Annotated in this window: 17 protein-coding genes; 3 read left to right on the forward strand and 14 right to left on the reverse strand. The window is 28.3% G+C overall.

The features are described from left to right. Positions 1-13 precede the first annotated feature (13 nt). On the forward strand, positions 14-1,759 hold the full coding sequence (gene ptsP, locus BRSU_RS10785; RefSeq protein WP_048595367.1) for a phosphoenolpyruvate--protein phosphotransferase: 1,746 nt from the start codon (positions 14-16) through the stop codon (positions 1,757-1,759). Between the two features lie 67 nt (positions 1,760-1,826). Here the strand turns inward: ptsP and BRSU_RS10790 are convergent, their stop codons facing one another. The 5 genes from BRSU_RS10790 to flgE form a co-directional block, all read right to left on the reverse strand. Then, positions 1,827-2,699: a class I SAM-dependent methyltransferase gene (locus BRSU_RS10790; protein WP_048595368.1), complete on the reverse strand. Its 873-nt coding sequence runs from the start codon at positions 2,697-2,699 to the stop codon at positions 1,827-1,829. Positions 2,700-2,714: 15 nt separating this feature from the next. Next, positions 2,715-3,515, reverse strand: a complete 801-nt coding sequence (locus tag BRSU_RS10795) for a flagellar motor protein MotB (protein WP_008730641.1) — start codon at positions 3,513-3,515, stop codon at positions 2,715-2,717. Between the two features lie 16 nt (positions 3,516-3,531). Beyond that, positions 3,532-4,323, reverse strand: coding sequence for a motility protein A (locus tag BRSU_RS10800; protein ID WP_048595369.1), 792 nt, complete (start codon positions 4,321-4,323; stop codon positions 3,532-3,534). Between the two features lie 40 nt (positions 4,324-4,363). After that, a complete protein-coding gene (locus tag BRSU_RS10805; protein ID WP_048595370.1) occupies positions 4,364-4,588 on the reverse strand; it encodes a flagellar FlbD family protein in 225 nt (74 codons plus the stop codon). An 87-nt stretch (positions 4,589-4,675) separates the two neighbouring features. Further along, positions 4,676-6,001, reverse strand: coding sequence for a flagellar hook protein FlgE (flgE, locus tag BRSU_RS10810; RefSeq protein WP_014486918.1), 1,326 nt, complete (start codon positions 5,999-6,001; stop codon positions 4,676-4,678). 250 nt (positions 6,002-6,251) lie between these two features. On the opposite strand from flgE, the gene BRSU_RS10815 reads away from it, so the two are divergent. After that, positions 6,252-7,733, forward strand: a complete 1,482-nt coding sequence (locus BRSU_RS10815) for a tetratricopeptide repeat protein (protein WP_048595371.1) — start codon at positions 6,252-6,254, stop codon at positions 7,731-7,733. A gap of 123 nt (positions 7,734-7,856) precedes the next feature. Here BRSU_RS10815 and pncB read toward each other — a convergent pair whose 3' ends face one another. The 5 genes from pncB to BRSU_RS10840 form a co-directional block, all read right to left on the reverse strand. Continuing rightward, entirely contained in the window at positions 7,857-9,059 is a 1,203-nt protein-coding gene (pncB, locus tag BRSU_RS10820) for a nicotinate phosphoribosyltransferase (protein WP_048595372.1), read from the reverse strand. 9 nt (positions 9,060-9,068) lie between these two features. Continuing rightward, entirely contained in the window at positions 9,069-9,299 is a 231-nt protein-coding gene (locus BRSU_RS10825) for an AtpZ/AtpI family protein (RefSeq protein ID WP_048595373.1), read from the reverse strand. Further along, positions 9,296-10,198 carry a M23 family metallopeptidase gene (locus tag BRSU_RS10830; protein WP_048595374.1) on the reverse strand — a complete coding sequence of 301 codons (903 nt, stop codon included), beginning with the start codon at positions 10,196-10,198 and terminating at the stop codon, positions 9,296-9,298. The genes BRSU_RS10825 and BRSU_RS10830 overlap by 4 nt, the downstream gene beginning before the upstream one ends. A 79-nt stretch (positions 10,199-10,277) precedes the next feature. Next, positions 10,278-11,222 carry an N-acetylmuramoyl-L-alanine amidase family protein gene (locus tag BRSU_RS10835; protein WP_048595375.1) on the reverse strand — a complete coding sequence of 315 codons (945 nt, stop codon included), beginning with the start codon at positions 11,220-11,222 and terminating at the stop codon, positions 10,278-10,280. Between the two features lie 99 nt (positions 11,223-11,321). Further along, a complete protein-coding gene (locus BRSU_RS10840; protein ID WP_048595376.1) occupies positions 11,322-12,011 on the reverse strand; it encodes an ankyrin repeat domain-containing protein in 690 nt (229 codons plus the stop codon). A 172-nt stretch (positions 12,012-12,183) separates the two neighbouring features. Here BRSU_RS10840 and BRSU_RS10845 point away from each other — a divergent pair, with 172 nt between their 5' ends. Next, positions 12,184-13,788: a peptide ABC transporter substrate-binding protein gene (locus tag BRSU_RS10845; RefSeq protein WP_048595377.1), complete on the forward strand. Its 1,605-nt coding sequence runs from the start codon at positions 12,184-12,186 to the stop codon at positions 13,786-13,788. A 222-nt stretch (positions 13,789-14,010) separates the two neighbouring features. Here BRSU_RS10845 and tlyC read toward each other — a convergent pair whose 3' ends face one another. The 4 genes from tlyC to BRSU_RS10865 are packed head-to-tail and all read right to left on the reverse strand — an operon-like array spanning position 14,011 to position 18,421. Next, on the reverse strand, positions 14,011-14,817 hold the full coding sequence (gene tlyC / locus BRSU_RS10850; RefSeq protein WP_048595378.1) for a hemolysin C: 807 nt from the start codon (positions 14,815-14,817) through the stop codon (positions 14,011-14,013). A gap of 19 nt (positions 14,818-14,836) precedes the next feature. Beyond that, entirely contained in the window at positions 14,837-15,262 is a 426-nt protein-coding gene (ybeY, locus tag BRSU_RS10855) for an rRNA maturation RNase YbeY (protein ID WP_048595379.1), read from the reverse strand. 6 nt (positions 15,263-15,268) lie between these two features. Then, positions 15,269-17,728: an HD family phosphohydrolase gene (locus BRSU_RS10860; RefSeq protein WP_048595380.1), complete on the reverse strand. Its 2,460-nt coding sequence runs from the start codon at positions 17,726-17,728 to the stop codon at positions 15,269-15,271. A gap of 33 nt (positions 17,729-17,761) precedes the next feature. After that, the gene (locus tag BRSU_RS10865) at positions 17,762-18,421 is read right to left on the reverse strand and encodes a PhoH family protein (protein WP_083997901.1); all 660 of its coding nucleotides are present in this window, start codon (positions 18,419-18,421) and stop codon (positions 17,762-17,764) included. Positions 18,422-18,616: the final 195 nt, after the last annotated feature.

Genomic DNA, 18,616 nt, shown 5'->3' on the forward strand with positions numbered 1-18,616 from the left:
ATGGAATTATAATATGGAAAAAAGAATTACTGGAATAGGGGTTTCTCCCGGTATAGCTATAGGTAAAGTTTATCTCTTTTTAAAAAAAGATATAGTAATTTCTAAATGCCCATGTAAAGAAGTAGATTCTGAAAAGGCAAAATTATTAGAAGCTAGAAACAAAACAAAAGAACAGCTTATAAAAATAAGAGAATCTACAGCCAAAAAAGTTTCAGAAGAAAAAGCAGCAATATTTGATGCTCATATCACTTTGCTTGAAGATGAAGATTTACTTGAAGAGGTTAATAACATTATAACTGATGACAAAGTTTGTGCTGAATACGCTTTATCACAGGGTATAGAAATTTATACTAAAATGTTAAGCGAAGTTGAAGATGAATATCTAAGAGAAAGAGCTGGGGATTTAATTGATATTTCTGACAGATGGATAAGAAATATTCAAGGAGAAGATATAGTTGATGTTTCTAATCTTCCTAAAGATTCTATAGTAATTGCAAGAGATTTAACTCCTTCCGACACTGCTAATTTGGATTTGGATAATACCCTTGCATTTGTTACAGAAATAGGAGGAAGAACTTCTCATACTTCTATTATGGCTAGATCTTTGGAGCTTCCTGCTGTTGTAGGTGTAGGCGATAATTTAAAAGATTTAGAAAATGATCAAATTATTATCGTTAATGGAAACACAGGTTCTGTTATAGTAAATCCTACAAAAGAATCTATAGATGAATGCTTGAAACTCAAAGAAGAATTCGATAAGAAAAGAGCTTTATTAAAAGAGTATGCTCATAAAGATGCTATATCTAAAGATGGTACAAAGATTAGAGTATATGCTAATATAGGTTCTCCTGCTGATTTAGGCGGAGTTTTGAAAAATGGTGCTGATGGTATAGGACTTTATAGAACAGAATTCCTTTTTATGGAAAATACTGATTTTCCTACAGAAGATGAACAATTTAAAGCCTATAAAGAAGTTGCTGTTGCTATGAGCGGTCATACTGTTACCATAAGAACTATGGATATAGGAGGAGATAAATATCTACCTTATTTAGAGATGCCTAAAGAAGAAAATCCGGCACTTGGATGGAGAGCTTTAAGAATATGTTTAGACAAAACTGCTATTATTAAAACTCAATTCAGAGCTTTACTTAGAGCTTCTGCTTTTGGTAAAATAAAAGTTATGCTTCCTATGATAGTATCTATAGAAGAGCTTCGTAAAGCTAAATCTATATTCAATGAATGTAAATTGGAACTTATGAAAGAAAATATTGCATTTAATGAAGCTTTAGAATTGGGTATGATGATAGAAACACCTTCTGTAGTATTCAGAGCTGAGGCTTTTGCAAGAGAATCTGATTTCTTCTCTATTGGTACTAATGACCTAACTCAATATACTTTAGCTTCTGATAGAGGAAATGAAAAGATAGCAGCTATTTGTGATCCTTATAACCCTTCTGTACTTATAGCTATAAAAATGGCTATAGAAGGAGCACATGCAAGCGGAATTATAATATCTATGTGCGGTGAGCTTGCTGGGGATTTACTTGCTGTACCACTGCTTTTCGGACTTGGTCTTGATGTATTCTCTATGTCAGCAATATCAATACCGGAAGTTAAAAAGATGATTATATCTTTGGATAAATCTGAATGTCAGATGTTAGCAAAAAGAGTACTTTCACTTGATACCGCTGAAGAAGTTAAAGCTGAATTATTAAGATTCATAGAAATACATGAAAAAGGTGGTACTATAAGTTATTAACTTAGTGCAAATATAATTAATAAAAAAGGAGTCAGTAAAATGGCTCCTTTTTTATTTTTTAACTTATTTAAGAATAAAACCTTGCATATATTCCGCAAGGAAGAATAATATCAGAATTTTCTATAGGAATACCTATTTCACCGCTTTCAAAACTTCCATTATATTTTATAGAAGTTGATAAAATATTTTTTAATGATATATGAGAAAAACTTGCTGTATAACAATTTATTAAAAAAAGAATAGGATCATCTGATAAAAGTTTCACGCATTCTTCTACCAATCTTTTTAAACTAGTTTCTATTTGCCAAAGTTCTCCATTAGGTCCTCTTCCATATACAGGAGGATCCATAATTATTACATCATATTTTCTTTCGCGCCTTATTTCTCTTAAAACAAATTTAATAACATCTTCTATAATGAATCTTACTTTTTTATTTTGTAAATTATTTATTTCTATATTTTTCTGTGCATGACCTACTATTTTTTTTGAAGCATCAACATGCACAACTTCATTACAATCAGCATAAGCACAAGCAACAGTTGCACCGCCTGTGTAAGCAAATAGATTCAATGCTTTTATTTCTTTATCTTTATGAGTAGAAGACTTTTTTTCTTTTATTTTATCAATAATAAACTGCCAATTAACAGCCTGTTCTGGAAAAATTCCTATATGTTTGAAATTAGTAAATTCTATTTTGAATGATAAATCTTGATATCTAATGATAAAGTTATCTTTGGGCTTATTTATATACTGCCAATGACCTCCGCCCTTATCTGAACGATGATATATAGCATCTAAATTATCCCACTTCTTTAACTGTTTAGACCAAATAACTTGAGAATCTGGACGAGATACTAAAAATCCGCCTATATTCTCAAGTTTTTCGCCTTCACCGCAATCTATAATTTTATAGTCTTTCCATTTATCAGCTAAGAGCATTTTATTTTTTACACTTTACCTTTGATTATAATAGGTAACATCATTTCTTACTACAACAATATCAACCCTTCTATTTAACGCCCTTCCATCAGGTAAATCATTAGAGGCAACTGGTCTTGTATCAGCATATCCTGCAATTGAATATTTATTTCTATCCAATTTTCCAGCCTGATCATTTTCAAATATTTTTTCTAAAATAACCATAGCTCTTGCAGAAGAAAGTCCCCAGTTATTACCAAATTTCTGTTCTGTAATACTTCCAGGAATAATGGAACCTGAATCTGTATGACCTTCTATTCTTACATCATTAGGTAAACCGCTAAGTACTGAAGCCAATTTTATAAAAGTCTCAACATTATTTTGATTATCAACCAAATTAGTGGAAGCAGATTCAAAATATTGATCTGCACCAAGACTTATTATAAAACCTCTTTCATCTTCCTCTATTCTCACCTTTCTGCTTTTAATTTCTGATTCTAAAACAGAAGTTGCCTTATCAATACTTCTTCCAACAGAATATCCTCTATCAGTAGAAGGTAAATTATCAACAGTAGCACCACCATAAATAAGTCTGCTTTGTGATAAAGTAGTACCGCCCGGCATAACACCAAATGATCCTTGGAATGCTGTAGCAATAAGCTGAATAGAAGAATCACTTACTGATGTAGACATTGTAGATAATAACAATACAAAGAATGTTAATACCAAAGTTACAAAGTCACCATAAGTTTGAAGCCATAAAGGAGCTGAAGGACCAGGTACCTGAGCCTTATCACCTACTTTTTTAGCTTTTTTACCAAATTTAATAGTAGCCATTATTTACCTCTAAATTTTATCTATCTCCAACTTGTTCATTAACTTTCTGACGCTGAGAAGGAGGCAAGAAAGATATAAGCTTATCTTTTACTATCCTAGGGTTATCACCTGCTTGTATAGACAATATACCTTCAACCATAATACTTTGAACTGTAGCCTCTGCTGAGTGTCTAGCAGCCAATCTACCTGCTATAGGCAAAGCAAAACCGTTAGCTATAACAGAACCATAGTATGTAGTAATAAGAGCTACCGCCATACCAGAACCGATTGCTTCAACACCGCCGCCGCCGCCTAAGCTTCTAAGCATGATTACAAGTCCGATCAATGTACCAATCATACCCCAAGCAGGATACAATGAAGCAGCATCTTCAAATACTTTTCTTACTGTATCGTGCCTTGCTTCTACGTTATCTATCTCTGTATTCAAAATATTTTTTACAAGTTCTGGGTCTGTTCCGTCAACTACAAGCTGCATACCTTTTTTAAGCAATGGATCTGAAATTTCTTGTATATCATCTTCTAATACTAACAAACCCTCTCTTCTAGCTTTTTCTGAAAAACTTAAAAGAGTTATGATTATTTGTGCTTCATCATAATTAGGTTTATTCAAAAGCATTTTAATAGCTTTAGGAACACCCAATATAGTTCCCATGTCATTGGCAACTAAAAGCGAAGTAGTTCCTCCTAAACCTGTTACAACTGCAGAGGCAATATCCACCATGTGTCCGACATTACCACCTCCTGAAATAATACCAAATAAATTGATACCTATTACTAAAAAAACACCTAAAGGTACAATTATATCCATATTTTACTCTCTACCTAAAATTTTATTTTTTATTTATTTTTTATTCTTCATTACCATAGAACGAAGGCTTTTTTATACTTTTTTCATCAATTATTCTACTTCTGTAATCTATTATTCTATTAAGTACTGTTTCAAAACTATCTTTAGTTACAACCTTCCTTCCAGATAACATTGTTATTACCAAATCAGGAGTCTCCTCCATGAATTCTATTTGATGAGGATTCACATATAATATACTTCCATCAAATCTAGTTATATGTATCATTATCAGAAACTCCTAACTCTATTATACTATAAAATTATAAAAAGTCTATTTTAATAATATTATATAATTAGTCAATAATATTATTTATTATCTTTTAAGAGCTATAACTTCCTGAAGCATTTGATCTGCTGTAGTAATAGTTCTAGCATTAGATTGGAAACCTCTTTGAGTTACTATCATATCTGTAAACTGCTCACTCAAATCAACGTTAGACATCTCTAAAGTTCCTGCTTTAATAGAACCTCTGCCCTCTGCTGAAGCAACACCTATATTAGCTGCTCCTGAGTTATTGCTTTGTACAAATAAAGTATCTCCTGCTTTCTCTAAACCGCCTGCATTATTGAATTTAGCTAATGCAACCTGACCTAAAGTTTTTCTATTTCCATTAGTGAATACACCAGTAATTTGACCGCTGTCGTCAAAGCTGAAACCTTCTAGCATACCCATAGTATAACCGTCTTGTTCTATAGCTTTAGTTGTTGATGGTGATTCAAATTGTGTAATACCATTAAATAAACCAACTTCACCTAAAGTAAGGTTAATAGTTTGATTTACTTCACCTTCTGTTCCTTGATAAGTGAAAGATACATTAGGCATTAATACACCTTCTGTTTGTGTGTTAGTTCCGTCGCTTACTGAAATCAAAGAACCAGCATCATTGAATACTAATTGGAAAGTATTGTTTCCGCCGCCTTCTACTGGATCTCCTGCAGATACGCTTACACTTCCTTCAGTAGCATCTGGTATATCTATTACCATATCCCATCTGTTAACATCTGTTCTAGTGAAAGTTGCTCTTAATTGACGAGGTATTCCTGTAGAATCGTATATAGTTAAATCTGATTGATGAGTTTCTCCGCTTTTCTGTAAGTTACAGAAATATTTTGTATTAGCTGTAGCTCTTGCTGGGTCTTTTGAACCTACTGGTATAATAATATCTTCTACACCAGCTGCAGTATTTAAATCCATTTCACCAGTTTCTGGATTAAGTACAGCATTCCAACCTTGTACTTTATAACCGTTAGAAGGATTTACTAAATATCCGTCTTTATCTAAAGAAAAAGCACCATTTCTAGTATAATAAGAATTATTGCCTCTTTTTTCAATAAAGAAACCTTCTCCCTGAATAGCTAAATCAGTGTTTACACCTGTAACTTGTAAAGCACCTTGAGTATGTATAGTGTCTATAGTTGCAACCATCATACCTAAGCCTACCTGCTGAGGATTGATACCGCCTCTATCCTCTTGCGGCTTAGCTGCTCCGCTTAAAGATTGGCTTATCATATCCTTGAAAGTAACTCTTCCTCTTTTAAATCCGTAAGTATTAACGTTAGCTATGTTATTTCCAACCACATCCATTCGAGTTTGATGATTTTGCAAACCAGACACGCCGGCAAATAATGAACGCATCATAAGGCGTATTCCTCCAAAATTTTAATATTTCTTGTATAATATTTTCGGTATAATTAAAATTTGTTTAGTACTTTTTTATTACTTACAATGCTATATATACTATTTATATAATAATAATTGAAATAAACATAAAAATATGTTAAAATTATTATATAATCGATTATATGGATTTTCTTAAATAATATTAAATATGAAGTTGTTCTCTATTAGTAGTTTTATATAAATCATTAATATACAATAGGGGGATAAAATGAGTTCACATAATAAGGAATATTATACTTTAGAAAAAATTGAGGAAATACTCAATGACAATGAGTTCTATAGCGATGATTCCGAAAATGATGAAAAAGAATTCATATATAATAAAGAATATTCTAATATTATAAATATATTACAAGAATATTTAAAAGATGATGATAAAAATATCGAAAAATTATTCCTGTTGGCAAAAGCATATTATCTAAATTTTGATTCTAAAAACAGCATAGAAGTATTAAAAAAAATAATAGAATTAGACAGCAAAAATGATAGGGCTTTATATTGGATAGCATGCGTATACTATTCTTGCAATGTAATTAATGACGCTTTAAAAAACATAAAAAATGCTATAGAAATAAATAATAAAGATTCTGAATATTGGTATTTGATTGGAGAAATATACGATAATATAGGAAATTATATTGATGCCTCTATTGCATACAGAAAAGCTTATGAAATAAACCATACATCAGAAATTAATAATAATAAACAATATTATGCTTTTACTTTGGGTAAAGAATATCTAAAAACTAAAAATTTTGAAGAAGCTGTAAAATATCTTAAAAAATCTTTAGAAAACTTTAAAAATGATAATGAAATTATGCATTATTTGGCATTGGCTTATGATAAAAATCAACAATATAATGAAGCCATAGATGCATATAAAAAATTATTAACAATAGATTATCATAGTGAATTAGAGGATTTTTCTTCTGCTGCAATAGATGCACTTTCAAAAATATACATAAAAACTGGAAATAATGAAGAAGCTATAAATATATATAAAAAATATATAGAAATTAATCCTTCTTTATGGAGTATTATAACAAAATTTTATGATAAAAATGCTGGAATCGAACAGTATGATAATATTATAAAAGCATATAATTATGTAATGGAAGAAAATCCTACAAATAATCAATATTATTATTATTTATCTGAATTATATAAAGATATTAAAGAATACAATAAAGCCATAGAACTATATAATAAGGCCATAGAAACAAATCCTAATGATTATAATTATTATATTTCAATGGCAGCATTATATGAAGATATTAAAGAATATAATAAATCTATAGATACTTTAAAAAAAGTGATAGAAAAAGATTCAAATAATGTTGAAGCATATATTGCATTAGGCGACTTATACGAAAAATTAGAAAATATAGAAGATAGAAACAAAGCATATAAAAAAGCTATAGAAATATATATTAATGATAATGATGCTTACAGCTTTGAAAATATTGGAAATCTATATGAAAAATTAGGAAATATAGAAGATAGAAACAAAGCATATAAAAAAGCTATAGAAATATATAATAACAATCAAGATATATATCATCTAGAAAAACAGGCAGATTTATATATAAAACTTAATGATAAAAATAATGCTATTAATTCTTATAAAAAACTATTGGAAATAGATCCTTATAATAATAAAGCTTTGGAAAAAATAGAAGAATTACAATAATTTTAATTATTAATAATGCCTAAATTTATCATATCTGTACCACACGCATAATAAATTCTTAATATATATAATTTATTTAAAATCATAATTAAATATAATAATTTGTTTACCGTACGTTAATAATTATTCTTTTGCAACTATTTTTAAATAATTCAAAAATGCCTCATCTTCGCATATAGTTTTACCTTCATCATCTGATATTTTAGCAACAGGCTTACCATTAACACTCTGAAGTTTCATAACTATATTTAAAGGCTTTGCTACAGGCTCAAAATCATTTGTAATATAAGTACCTATGCCGAATGCCACATTAGTTTCGTCTTTGAACTCTTTATATATATTATAAGCTTTGTCAAAATTAAGACTGTCGCTAAAAAGCAATGTTTTAGTTCTTGGATCAACTCTCAGTTTTTTATAGTGATTTATGACTTTATATCCCCAAATGAAAGGATCTCCAGAATCATGCCTTATTCCATCATAAAGTTTTGCAAAATATAAATCAAAATCTTTTAAAAATTTATCGGTTCCTAATGTATCTGATAAAGCTATTCCCAAATCACCTCTGTATTCATTAACCCAAGACTGAAGCATAAATTTTTGACTTTCTGCAAGTCTTACTTTATCTAATGCCTGACCTATTTGATAGTATTCATGCGCATTAGTACCAACAGCAAGTAAATCATAAGTTTTGGCAAAATATACATTACTTGTTCCTACCAAACATGCTGGAGGAAGCTTTTCTTTTAATATAGAAACAACTCTTTTTTGCCAATCAAAAGAAAATCTTCTTCTAGTTCCAAATTCAGAAAATCTAAAACCATTATCTGATTTATGTATAGGAAGTAATTTTTCATCTATTTTTTTTGTTAAATTAATTTCAGCCTGTTCATAAGCAGCTTTTTTACCATTATCATCTTTACAAATAGTATAAGCATAATAAATCTCACTAATCATAGCAAGAATTGGTATCTCCCAAAGAATAGTTTGATACCAAGGCCCCTCTATCTCTACAGTTAATTTATCATCATCAAATAATGCTTTTATATGTTCTCCTAAAGGCCTATACAATTTGAGAAACTCTATATAATCTTTTTTTATAAATCTTAAAGAAGCTAAATATTCCAATTCATCTTTTCTGAAACTTAAATCACAAAAATATTTTATCTGTTTTAAAAACTCTTTATGCATATCTTCAGTCCATTCCAAAATGTTCCTGCTTCTAAAAACATAACGAACCCAAACATCAGAAAACTGCCTTAAAGCACATTGCTGCATAGTGAATTTATATAAATCAGTATCTAACAAACTATTTATTATAGGTTTCATTTTTTATCCTTATCTATTTTTATTAATTTTATCAAAAGTTTTGGATATTTTATAAAGCCTATAAATTCCCGAGACAAAACCTACAAATATGCCTATTATTGTAAATAAAGGCTTACTATTAAAATGTTTATCAGCATAATGTCCTACGAAAGTCAAACCTAATACCATACTTCCAAACTCAACACCAAGTGCCGCATATTTTATTCCATTTTGTAGTTTTTTATTTTCTGTTATATTCATTCATATTCCACTGTTGTAAATATTAATGGATTAACATATTCTGTAGCTATTCTCAATTCATATTCAAAAACACCTGTTTTGGCATTTCCCAATATTTCACCTTTTTTTACATCCATTTTTTCAGATACCAAAGAAGTTGCAAGTCCACTATATCTAGTAATAATACCAAATCTATGGTAAATTGTAATTGTAAATCCCGTATCCTTATCATAAGATACATCATTAACAGTACCTGATGCTGTAGACCTAATTAAAGTACCTGCAATAGTCTCAAAACCTATTCCTTTAGATATAATAGATCCTTCTTGATAAGGTCTGGATATAACGGCATATCTTGAATCTATTGGCAGTATCGAGGGTATAGGCTCTAATGCATTATTCTTTGAAGTTACATTGGCTTTTAATTCATCTAAATAGATCTTCAATTTTTCCAATTCTTCTGCCCTTAAATTCATAAGTAAAATATTATCCACATAATTTGTAGATAGATTAATATTGTTTGACTCAACTTTCATAAGAGAAGCAATATTTGACATATCATTTCTGTAATAATCATTGGTAACAACAGAATTAAATATATTTTCAAGAGAATTTATCTCTGTTAATTTATCCTTATAACTTCCGCTTAGTACTTCAGTTTTACTTGCCAAAACAGTATTTTTTGTAAGAAAAGAAAAAGTTGTAAGTAATGATAATGAAATTATTAATACTATTATCATAATAGAGTACACTGGAAGAGATAAGGTTTTAGTTTTCTTTTTGGAATGTGGTATAAACATAAAGTAAATTCTATGGTTAAGAAATTTACCTATTTTATAACAAAATAAATGAAAAAAATTTTCTTTTTTATTTGTATATTTTATATTATTACTTTTCTTTTTTTTAGGTTTTATATACATAGTTCTACTACTGCCTATTTTAGAGTTATTTTAACAAAATATTGATTTTTAATCAATAATATAATAACAGTTAAATAGTTTATTTTGTAGTATATATATCAACTAAAGCCAAATACATTTGATTAGCCAATTCTTTCACAGCTTTATTACTTCCAAATTGCCATTCATGTATAAAAGCAGATTCTATAAGTACAGAAGGAACATCCTTTTTTATTTCCTGTTTATTATACGCATTTTCAAAAGCATCTCCTATAACTATTAAACCTCTTAGAGATATAGCATTATTTATAAGTTCTTCTTTATCATAGAATTTCCAAACTGAATTAGGAAGAACTCTATCATGTCCTATTATTGGAGAGATTTTATATTTTTCCTGCATTCTTTCAGATAATTTATAGGCAACCTGCATAGAAGCTGGAAATTCCCTATTATAAGGACTAACTATAACATGAAAGCCTGAAGTTTTAGCTCTTCTGCTTATATAAGGCATATAGTCAAAATGTATGCTTAAAAGTAAATCAAAATTATTATCTATAGCATAATGTCTTATAGCATATAATTCTAAAGTCTGATATCTAGTTAAATTTCCTGTTCTCTCCTCACCTTTTACTTTAGTATTATATATATCTAAAAGCTCATCATAATTATTAGTCATATACTCTTTTATAGGTCTACTATAATATGCTCCCTCTCTGCTTAAGAAGTACTCGAATCTATCATCTTCAGAAAGTATTTTAGCTAACTCTCTCGCCACCCTTAAATTCATATAATATTCATAACCCAAATAACCTAAAGCACCCTTAGTAGCGGCATTATGACCAGGATCTATAAGTATTCTTACCTTTCTGTTTTCTATTATATCGTTAAATTTCTTGCTGGGATTTTCAGCATTATTCAATTCGCTTTCTCGTACTATAGTTTCAGAAACTTTAGTATTAGCAGTAACTATAAGAGATGAAAATGATACTATTATCAAAACGATAATAACTGTAGAAAATATAATAAAACGGTTTTTGTTATTCATAGTAATTTAATTATCGTAAAGAATTTTATTAAATTAATAAGCATATATATAAAAATAGGGCTTTTATCAAGCCCCATTATAGTATTTAATTATTATTTATTATTGACAAGAAGCCTTTCCAGTACGTACATTTATTCCACCAGCATCGGATATCATCTTGATAATATTCTGATTTCTTGATTCACATGCATAAGTATAAGCAGATTTATTTAATTGTTTACTTACTATATTAACATCAACTTTTTTATCCAATAAAAATTTTACAGCATCTTCTCTACCATTTCCGGCTGCAACCATAAGCATTGTTTCTCCGTCTCTTTTATCCTGCTCATTAAGATCTAATTTTCCATTATATAAAGGATATAAATATTCTATAATGTCTATATTTCCTCCAAGTATAGCAGATTTAAAAGCACTTGTAACATCAGCAGTATCTCCTGCATAAAGATTAGCACCTTTAGATATTAAATACTGAACAACATCTAAATACCCTATAAAAGCAGCCCATCCTAGAGCAGTTTGCTTCAAACTATATGTATCCTGAACTTCTATATCCTGTCCTGCTTCAACCATTCTTTTTATTTCATTAAGATTTCCTTCTTTAACAGCATCAAACCATTTAGCATTAGGACCTTGAGAAGCTCTAGTATAGAATATTCTGTGAGAAAGTCTTCTAGGGTTAGCAAGATTAGTTAATTGCTCTGGTGTAAGCCTTTTAAATCTTGAAGTTTGCGAATAAAGAGGAATAGATAAAATTAAAATAAATAAAATACTGACTATCTTTTTCATGTAATCTCTCCAATTTAGTTTTTTTTTAAAACAAAAAATTACTATGATTAGTAAAATTATTTTACTAATTTTTAATTAAAAATAAATTACTATTATTATTAAAAAATAATTGCATTATATAGATTATTATAGTATTATGATAACTAATAATATAAACTTAAGGAAAAAAGTTATGTTTAAAAAGATACTAATTATTTCATTAACATTGATTATGATATTTGCAATATCATGCTCATCACCTAAAACAAGAAACAATAAAGAATTATTCATTAATGCAGGAGAAGAACCAAAAACAATAGACCCTACATTATCCGGAAATGATTTTGTATATCCAAGGCATGTATTTGAAACTTTGATAACAAAGGATAAATCTGGAAATTTACAGGCAGGAGCTTGTGAAAGCTTGAATATTTCTGATAATGGACTTGTATATACTTTCAATTTAAGAACAAATGCCAAATGGTCTGATGGAAAAAATGTTGTTGCTGATGATTTTGTATATGCATTACAAAGAGCAGCAAATCCTATAAGCGGTGCTGAATATACATCTTTTATAGAATATATAAAAAATGCTGTTCAAATATTATCAAGAGAACTTCCTGTGGATCAGCTTGGAGTAAAAGCTATTGATGATTATACCTTAGAAATAACTTTAGAAGCCCCTATAGGTTATTTTTTGGATATTTTAACTTACCCTATATTTGCACCTGTTAGAAAAGATATAATAGAAAAGTATGGAGATCAATGGTCATTAAAACCTGAAAGTTATATAGGAAACGGGGCATTTATAATGACTGAAAGAAATATTGATGAAAAAATAGTTGTTGTGAAAAATACTAACTATTGGAATAAAAATAATATAGTGCCTGAAAAAATTACTTTCGTTATGATGAAAGATCCTACTTTAGCATTAGCAGGAATTAAGGACGGATCATTAGACTTTTCTGTTTATATTATAGAACAGGATTTAGAAAAATTAAAATCTGAAGGCATAGTTAATATTGCTCCGTATTTTTCTACTGTAGCATTTGGTATTAATGCCACTAATGAAGTATTGAAAGATACAAGAATAAGAAAGGCTTTATCTTTAGCTATAGATAGAAATTATATAGTAGAAAATGTTGTGCCTACAGCAAAATCTCCTACAAGTGCTTGGGTACCTGTTGGTGCTTATGATGTAAAGGGAGATTTCAGAGAAAATGGAGGAGAATATATAGATTTATCAAAAGAAGCTTACTCTAATAATGTTGAAATGGCTAAACAATTAATGGCTGAAGCCGGATATCCTAATGGTGAGGGTTTCCCTGTACTTGAATACAAAACTACTGCCGATTTAGTATATATACAAGTAGCAGAAGCAGTTCAGCAGATGTGGAAAGAAAATTTAGGTATTGATTTACAGATATCTTCTATGGAATGGGTAGCTTATCAGCAGATGAGAAGTGAAAAAAATTATCAGCTTATAAGAACTTTATGGATTGGTGATTACAGCGATCCTATGACTTTCTTAGAAAACTATTTAAGCTATAGAAGCCAAAATACATCAGGATACAGCAATAAGCAATTTGATAATTATATGGAAGCTGCTAGGAATTCTGTTAATCAGGAAATAAGGATGAAAGCTATGCATGAAGCTGAAAAGATATTAATAGCAGAAGATAATTTGTTAATACCTATATACAATCCTTCAAATCCTGTTTTAGTAAGTAAAAAATTGAAAGATTATGTACTAACACCATTAATGGAATATCATTTCCATTATGCCTATTTGGAATAAAATATAAAATTACTAGTGCCTGCTATTTTAAAGAATGGCAGGGCTTGTAAACTAATAATTTTTATTAGCAATAATAAAAATCTGTTTCATTGTGCTTATTTAGAATAATAAATATAAAAATTGCATTTGTAAATATAAGAATCATTTTCATTAAAAATAATAAAGCCTCGTATAAAAATAGACGAGGCTTTATTATAAAATTGTAATAATTAAATAATTGAATTAATTTTTATTCTTTTCTGTATCTTCTTTCTTTAATTTTTCTATTCTTATTTTAGTAACAATATTTCCACTTTTTCCAACAACAGTAAATGAATATCCATTATATTCTATATCTTCATTTCTTTTAGGAAGTCTGCCCAAATATGAAAATAAAAATCCGCCAACTGTATCTGCCTCATCATCTGGTATAGGTGGAAGTATCTCATATTTATTAAAATCATCTATTCTAGTTCTTGCATCAACCAAATATGTTCCATCATCATTGCTCTTTATTTCTTCATCTTCTTCATCGTATTCATCTCTTATATCTCCTATAATCTGCTCAAGAACATCTTCCATAGAAACAATACCAGAAAATCCTCCATATTCATCAACAACCATAGCAATATGAATTTGCTTCTCTCTAAAATTCTTTAATAATTCCATTAATGAAATTGATATTGGAACAAATAAAGGCTTATGAAGAATCTTTTTAAGTGAAAAATTCTTTTCTTCTGCATCAATTAAATCTTTAACATATAAAACACCTACTATATCATCTATTCCATCTTTATATACAGGAATTCTAGAATTTCTATCTCTATTAAAAGCCTTTATAACTTTATCATAAGAAGACTCTATAGGTATCATCACAACATCGACTCTAGGCACCATTATTTCTCTTACACTTTTTGATTTCAATTCTATAGTATTTGTTATAATTTCTCTTTCAGCTTCTGTTAATGTAGATAAATTCACATAATTATTTTTTTCAGTATCACTATCTTTTTTTTTTACTATTTTAGATATTAATTTCTTTATTGGCATTTTTATATATATCCTTAAATTATGATTTATTTTCTTTTATTGTTTTTATCACTTTTTTATATAATTCTCTCATTTTATTATGATTTTCCATTAATGATTTCCTAGTATAATTATGATGTACTCCTTTCAAATGAAGTATCGAATGAATTATTAATTTTAATATAGTCTTTCTTATCTTTTCCTTACTATATCTAGTTACTACCCATTCATAAGAAATAACTATATCTCCTCCTTCATTTATATTGCCCATAGGAAATGTAAGCACATCAGTTGCTTTATCTTTATTTCTAAATTCTTTATTAAGATTTTTAATATACTCATCATCGCAAAAAAGTAAATTAATTTCTCCGTCAATATCAGCAGTTCTGGCAGAGTAATATAAAAAATATTTATAATACTTTATATTTATATCATAATCAGTTTCATTAAAAACATTTACTTTCATAATATATTATTTTTTAATAGATTCTTTATTTTGTTTATTTTCTTTAATATCTTTAGTTTCTTTTGTATCTTTGCTATATATTAATTCTTTTGCATCCTTTTCACCTTTATGTTTCAAAGGTATTTTTTTGGCTATTTTCTCTTTTATATTTTCTACTTTCTTAGATTTTTTCTCTTCTTTAATCTCTTTAGCAGTTTGTTTTTTAGAATCTTTTTCATCTTTCTTTTCTTCTTTTTTATTTATTTCTTCTTCATTATTATTATCATTATTCAATTCAGGATATTTAATTCTCTCATGCAATGATGCTATTATCTGCTGGAATGATATCTTTTTAATTATTTCTATATCTTTCAAAGTAAGTCCGCTATCATTTAACTCACCATTTGACATTTTATCATCTACGATATGCTCTATGAGCATTTCTAAATCTTCTCTTCTAGGTGAATCTAAAGACCTGCTTGCTGCCTCTATAGAATCTAATATCATCAATATAGCAGTAATTTTTGACTGAGGTCTGGGACCTGGATATGTAAATAAATTGACATCAACATCAGGATTCTCTTTTAAAGCTTCCACATAAAAATACTTTATTAAGCTAGTTCCATGATGTTCTTTAATTGCTGCAATAACCTCTTTAGGAAGTCTGTATTTTTTAGCTATTTCAACCCCCAAACGTACATGAGCTTTTACTATAGAAGCAGAAAGAGTGGGCTTTAATTTATTATGTCTATTTTCTGTTTTATTTGTATTTTCTATATAATAGAGAGGGTTCTCCATTTTACCTATATCATGATAATATGCTGATACGCAGGCAAGCCTTGCATCTTCTCCTATCTCCTCAGCTATAGTTTCTACCAAATTTGCCATACTTATAGAATGATGATAAGTACCAGGAGCATTCATCTGAAGTTTTCTAAGAAGAGGATTATTCAAGTCTGATAATTCCTGAAGTCTAAATATGGTAGCTGTTTCAAGTACATATTCAATGATAGGTAAAAATATCATAACAAGTATAGACTGAGTAAATCCGCTGACAAATGCAAATATAAATGTTAAATAATTTATCTTCATATTATCATTTAGTAATACGCTTACTAAACACATTAAACTTAAATATGCCCCTATAAAAAGCCCAATAAAGATAATAGAATATCTATTATGTATTTTCTTTGATAATATAGATGCAAATACAGATATAACAAATAATGCGGATATTTCAAATATTCCAGCCTGCGCAACATTTGCTGCAAGTAAAGTAATACATAATGTTATCATAGAAGATATTCCTCTTTTAGCTCCAAGCAAAGAGTTTATTATACTAAACATAGGAATGAATGTATATATATAAAAAGGAATATGAATATCTAATAGACTATAGGAAATATGATTATAAAAAATATAAGTGATACCAATTATTACAGCATACTCTATAGCAAACAATAAGAAATTTTTAAAAGTTATATAAAAAGGTATTTTATATTTTAAAATTATAAATCCAATAAATGAAAAAAGAAGCAGAATAAATAAAGCTTGTCCTATAAATATAGATATATTGTATCCTCCAAAATTACTTCCAAACAAATTTCTGATTAACTCAGCTTTTTCTTCTGTTACTCTCTCTCCCACTGTCAAAATAGGAAAACCTTTTTTTATTAAATTATAAACAGGATTGACATTATATTTTGTATTGTTTATTTTTTCTTTAGTTTTTGAAGAATTATATATTAAATTATCTCTTAAAAATGCATTTACAATAGATGATATTGAATTTATATGATTGATATTAAGGTTTCTATATTTAGTACCTACTATTGAAGGAAGCTCTACTCTTAAATCTTCCAAAAAGAAAACCCTATTTCTAGGAAGCAATTTCTCTTCTATTATATAATTATCAAAACTATACACAAATATACCATTATTTAATATTAAACTTAATGTATCAGAACTTAAATTTCCTCTAGATATGATACCTACTCCGAATAATTCTTTAACTGTTTCTATTACTTTAGCTTCATAACCTATATTAAGGTCATTAACTACCGCATTTGAAAATACAGATTTATTGATAGGTTCATCATAAATAAGTAAAAATTGATTATACATTTCATCAATAGAGATATTATTATCATGGGATATTCTCATAAAAGAAAACATATTGCTTATTTTAGATAAGGCTTCATATTCTATATTTTTAGGCATATCAAACACTGGAGATATAGTTGCTTCTGTATAATATAAAAGTTTTTCAGTTTCTTCCTTATTTTCATATCTTACATTTTGCTTTACTATAAAAGGCTCTGTAACTATATCGCCTACATTAGGTATATTAACTTTTTGCATATAAGTTGGGAAAACCAAAAATAAAGTAAAGCAGTATAATAATATAGCTATACTTAATTGGAAAAATCTTTCTATATTCGGTGTTTTATTTAAAACAGATTTTACTATTTTTTTATTTGTATTCATAACTAATTAATACCTTTCAAAATAAAATTTTTATTAATAATCAGCATTATCATAAGCCTCTAATATTTTAGAAACTAAATGATGCCTTATAACATCTTTTTTTTCAAAATGATGAAAACTAATACCGTTTATATTGCTTAATATTTTCAAAGCATGCTCTAGTCCTGACTGAGCATTTTTTGGTAAATCACTTTGAGATATATCGCCCGTAACAACAACTTTAGACTTCTCCCCTATTCTGCTTAAAAACATTTTCATCTGAGATATAGTAGTATTTTGTGCCTCATCAAGTATGATAAAAGATCGGCTTAAAGTTCTTCCTCTCATATATGCAAGAGGAGCTACTTCTATTTTACCTTCTTCAGTATATCTTGATATCATATCGGCAGATATAATGCTGTACAGAGCATCATAAACAGGACGCATATAAGGAGATATTTTTTCTTTAAAATCACCAGGCAAATATCCTAAACTCTCACCTGCTTCTACAACAGGTCTTGTTATAATTATACGTTCTATTTTTCCTTCAGAAAGTAAATTTATAGCATAAGCCACGGAAAGAAAAGTCTTACCTGTACCTGCAGCACCTGTAGAAAATATTATATCGCTTTTTTGCATCTTATATAAATATTCTCCCTGAGATACAGTTTTCATTTCTATATTTCTGCCCAAATAAGGCAATTTTATTTTCATGGATATAAATTTATTTTCTTTATCATTATAGATGTTGTCGGCTATATTGATTACTTTTTGTTCGGTTATTTCAGCAGATGAATTGTATAAATCTTTTAAAGTATATAAAACTTTTATGGTGTCTTCTATTTTTACTAAATCACCTTTTATAGTTAATTCATTTCCTTTTGGATATATGGAAACATTAAATTTATT

This window comes from Brachyspira suanatina (genome assembly GCF_001049755.1).
GTDB lineage: Bacteria > Spirochaetota > Brachyspiria > Brachyspirales > Brachyspiraceae > Brachyspira > Brachyspira suanatina.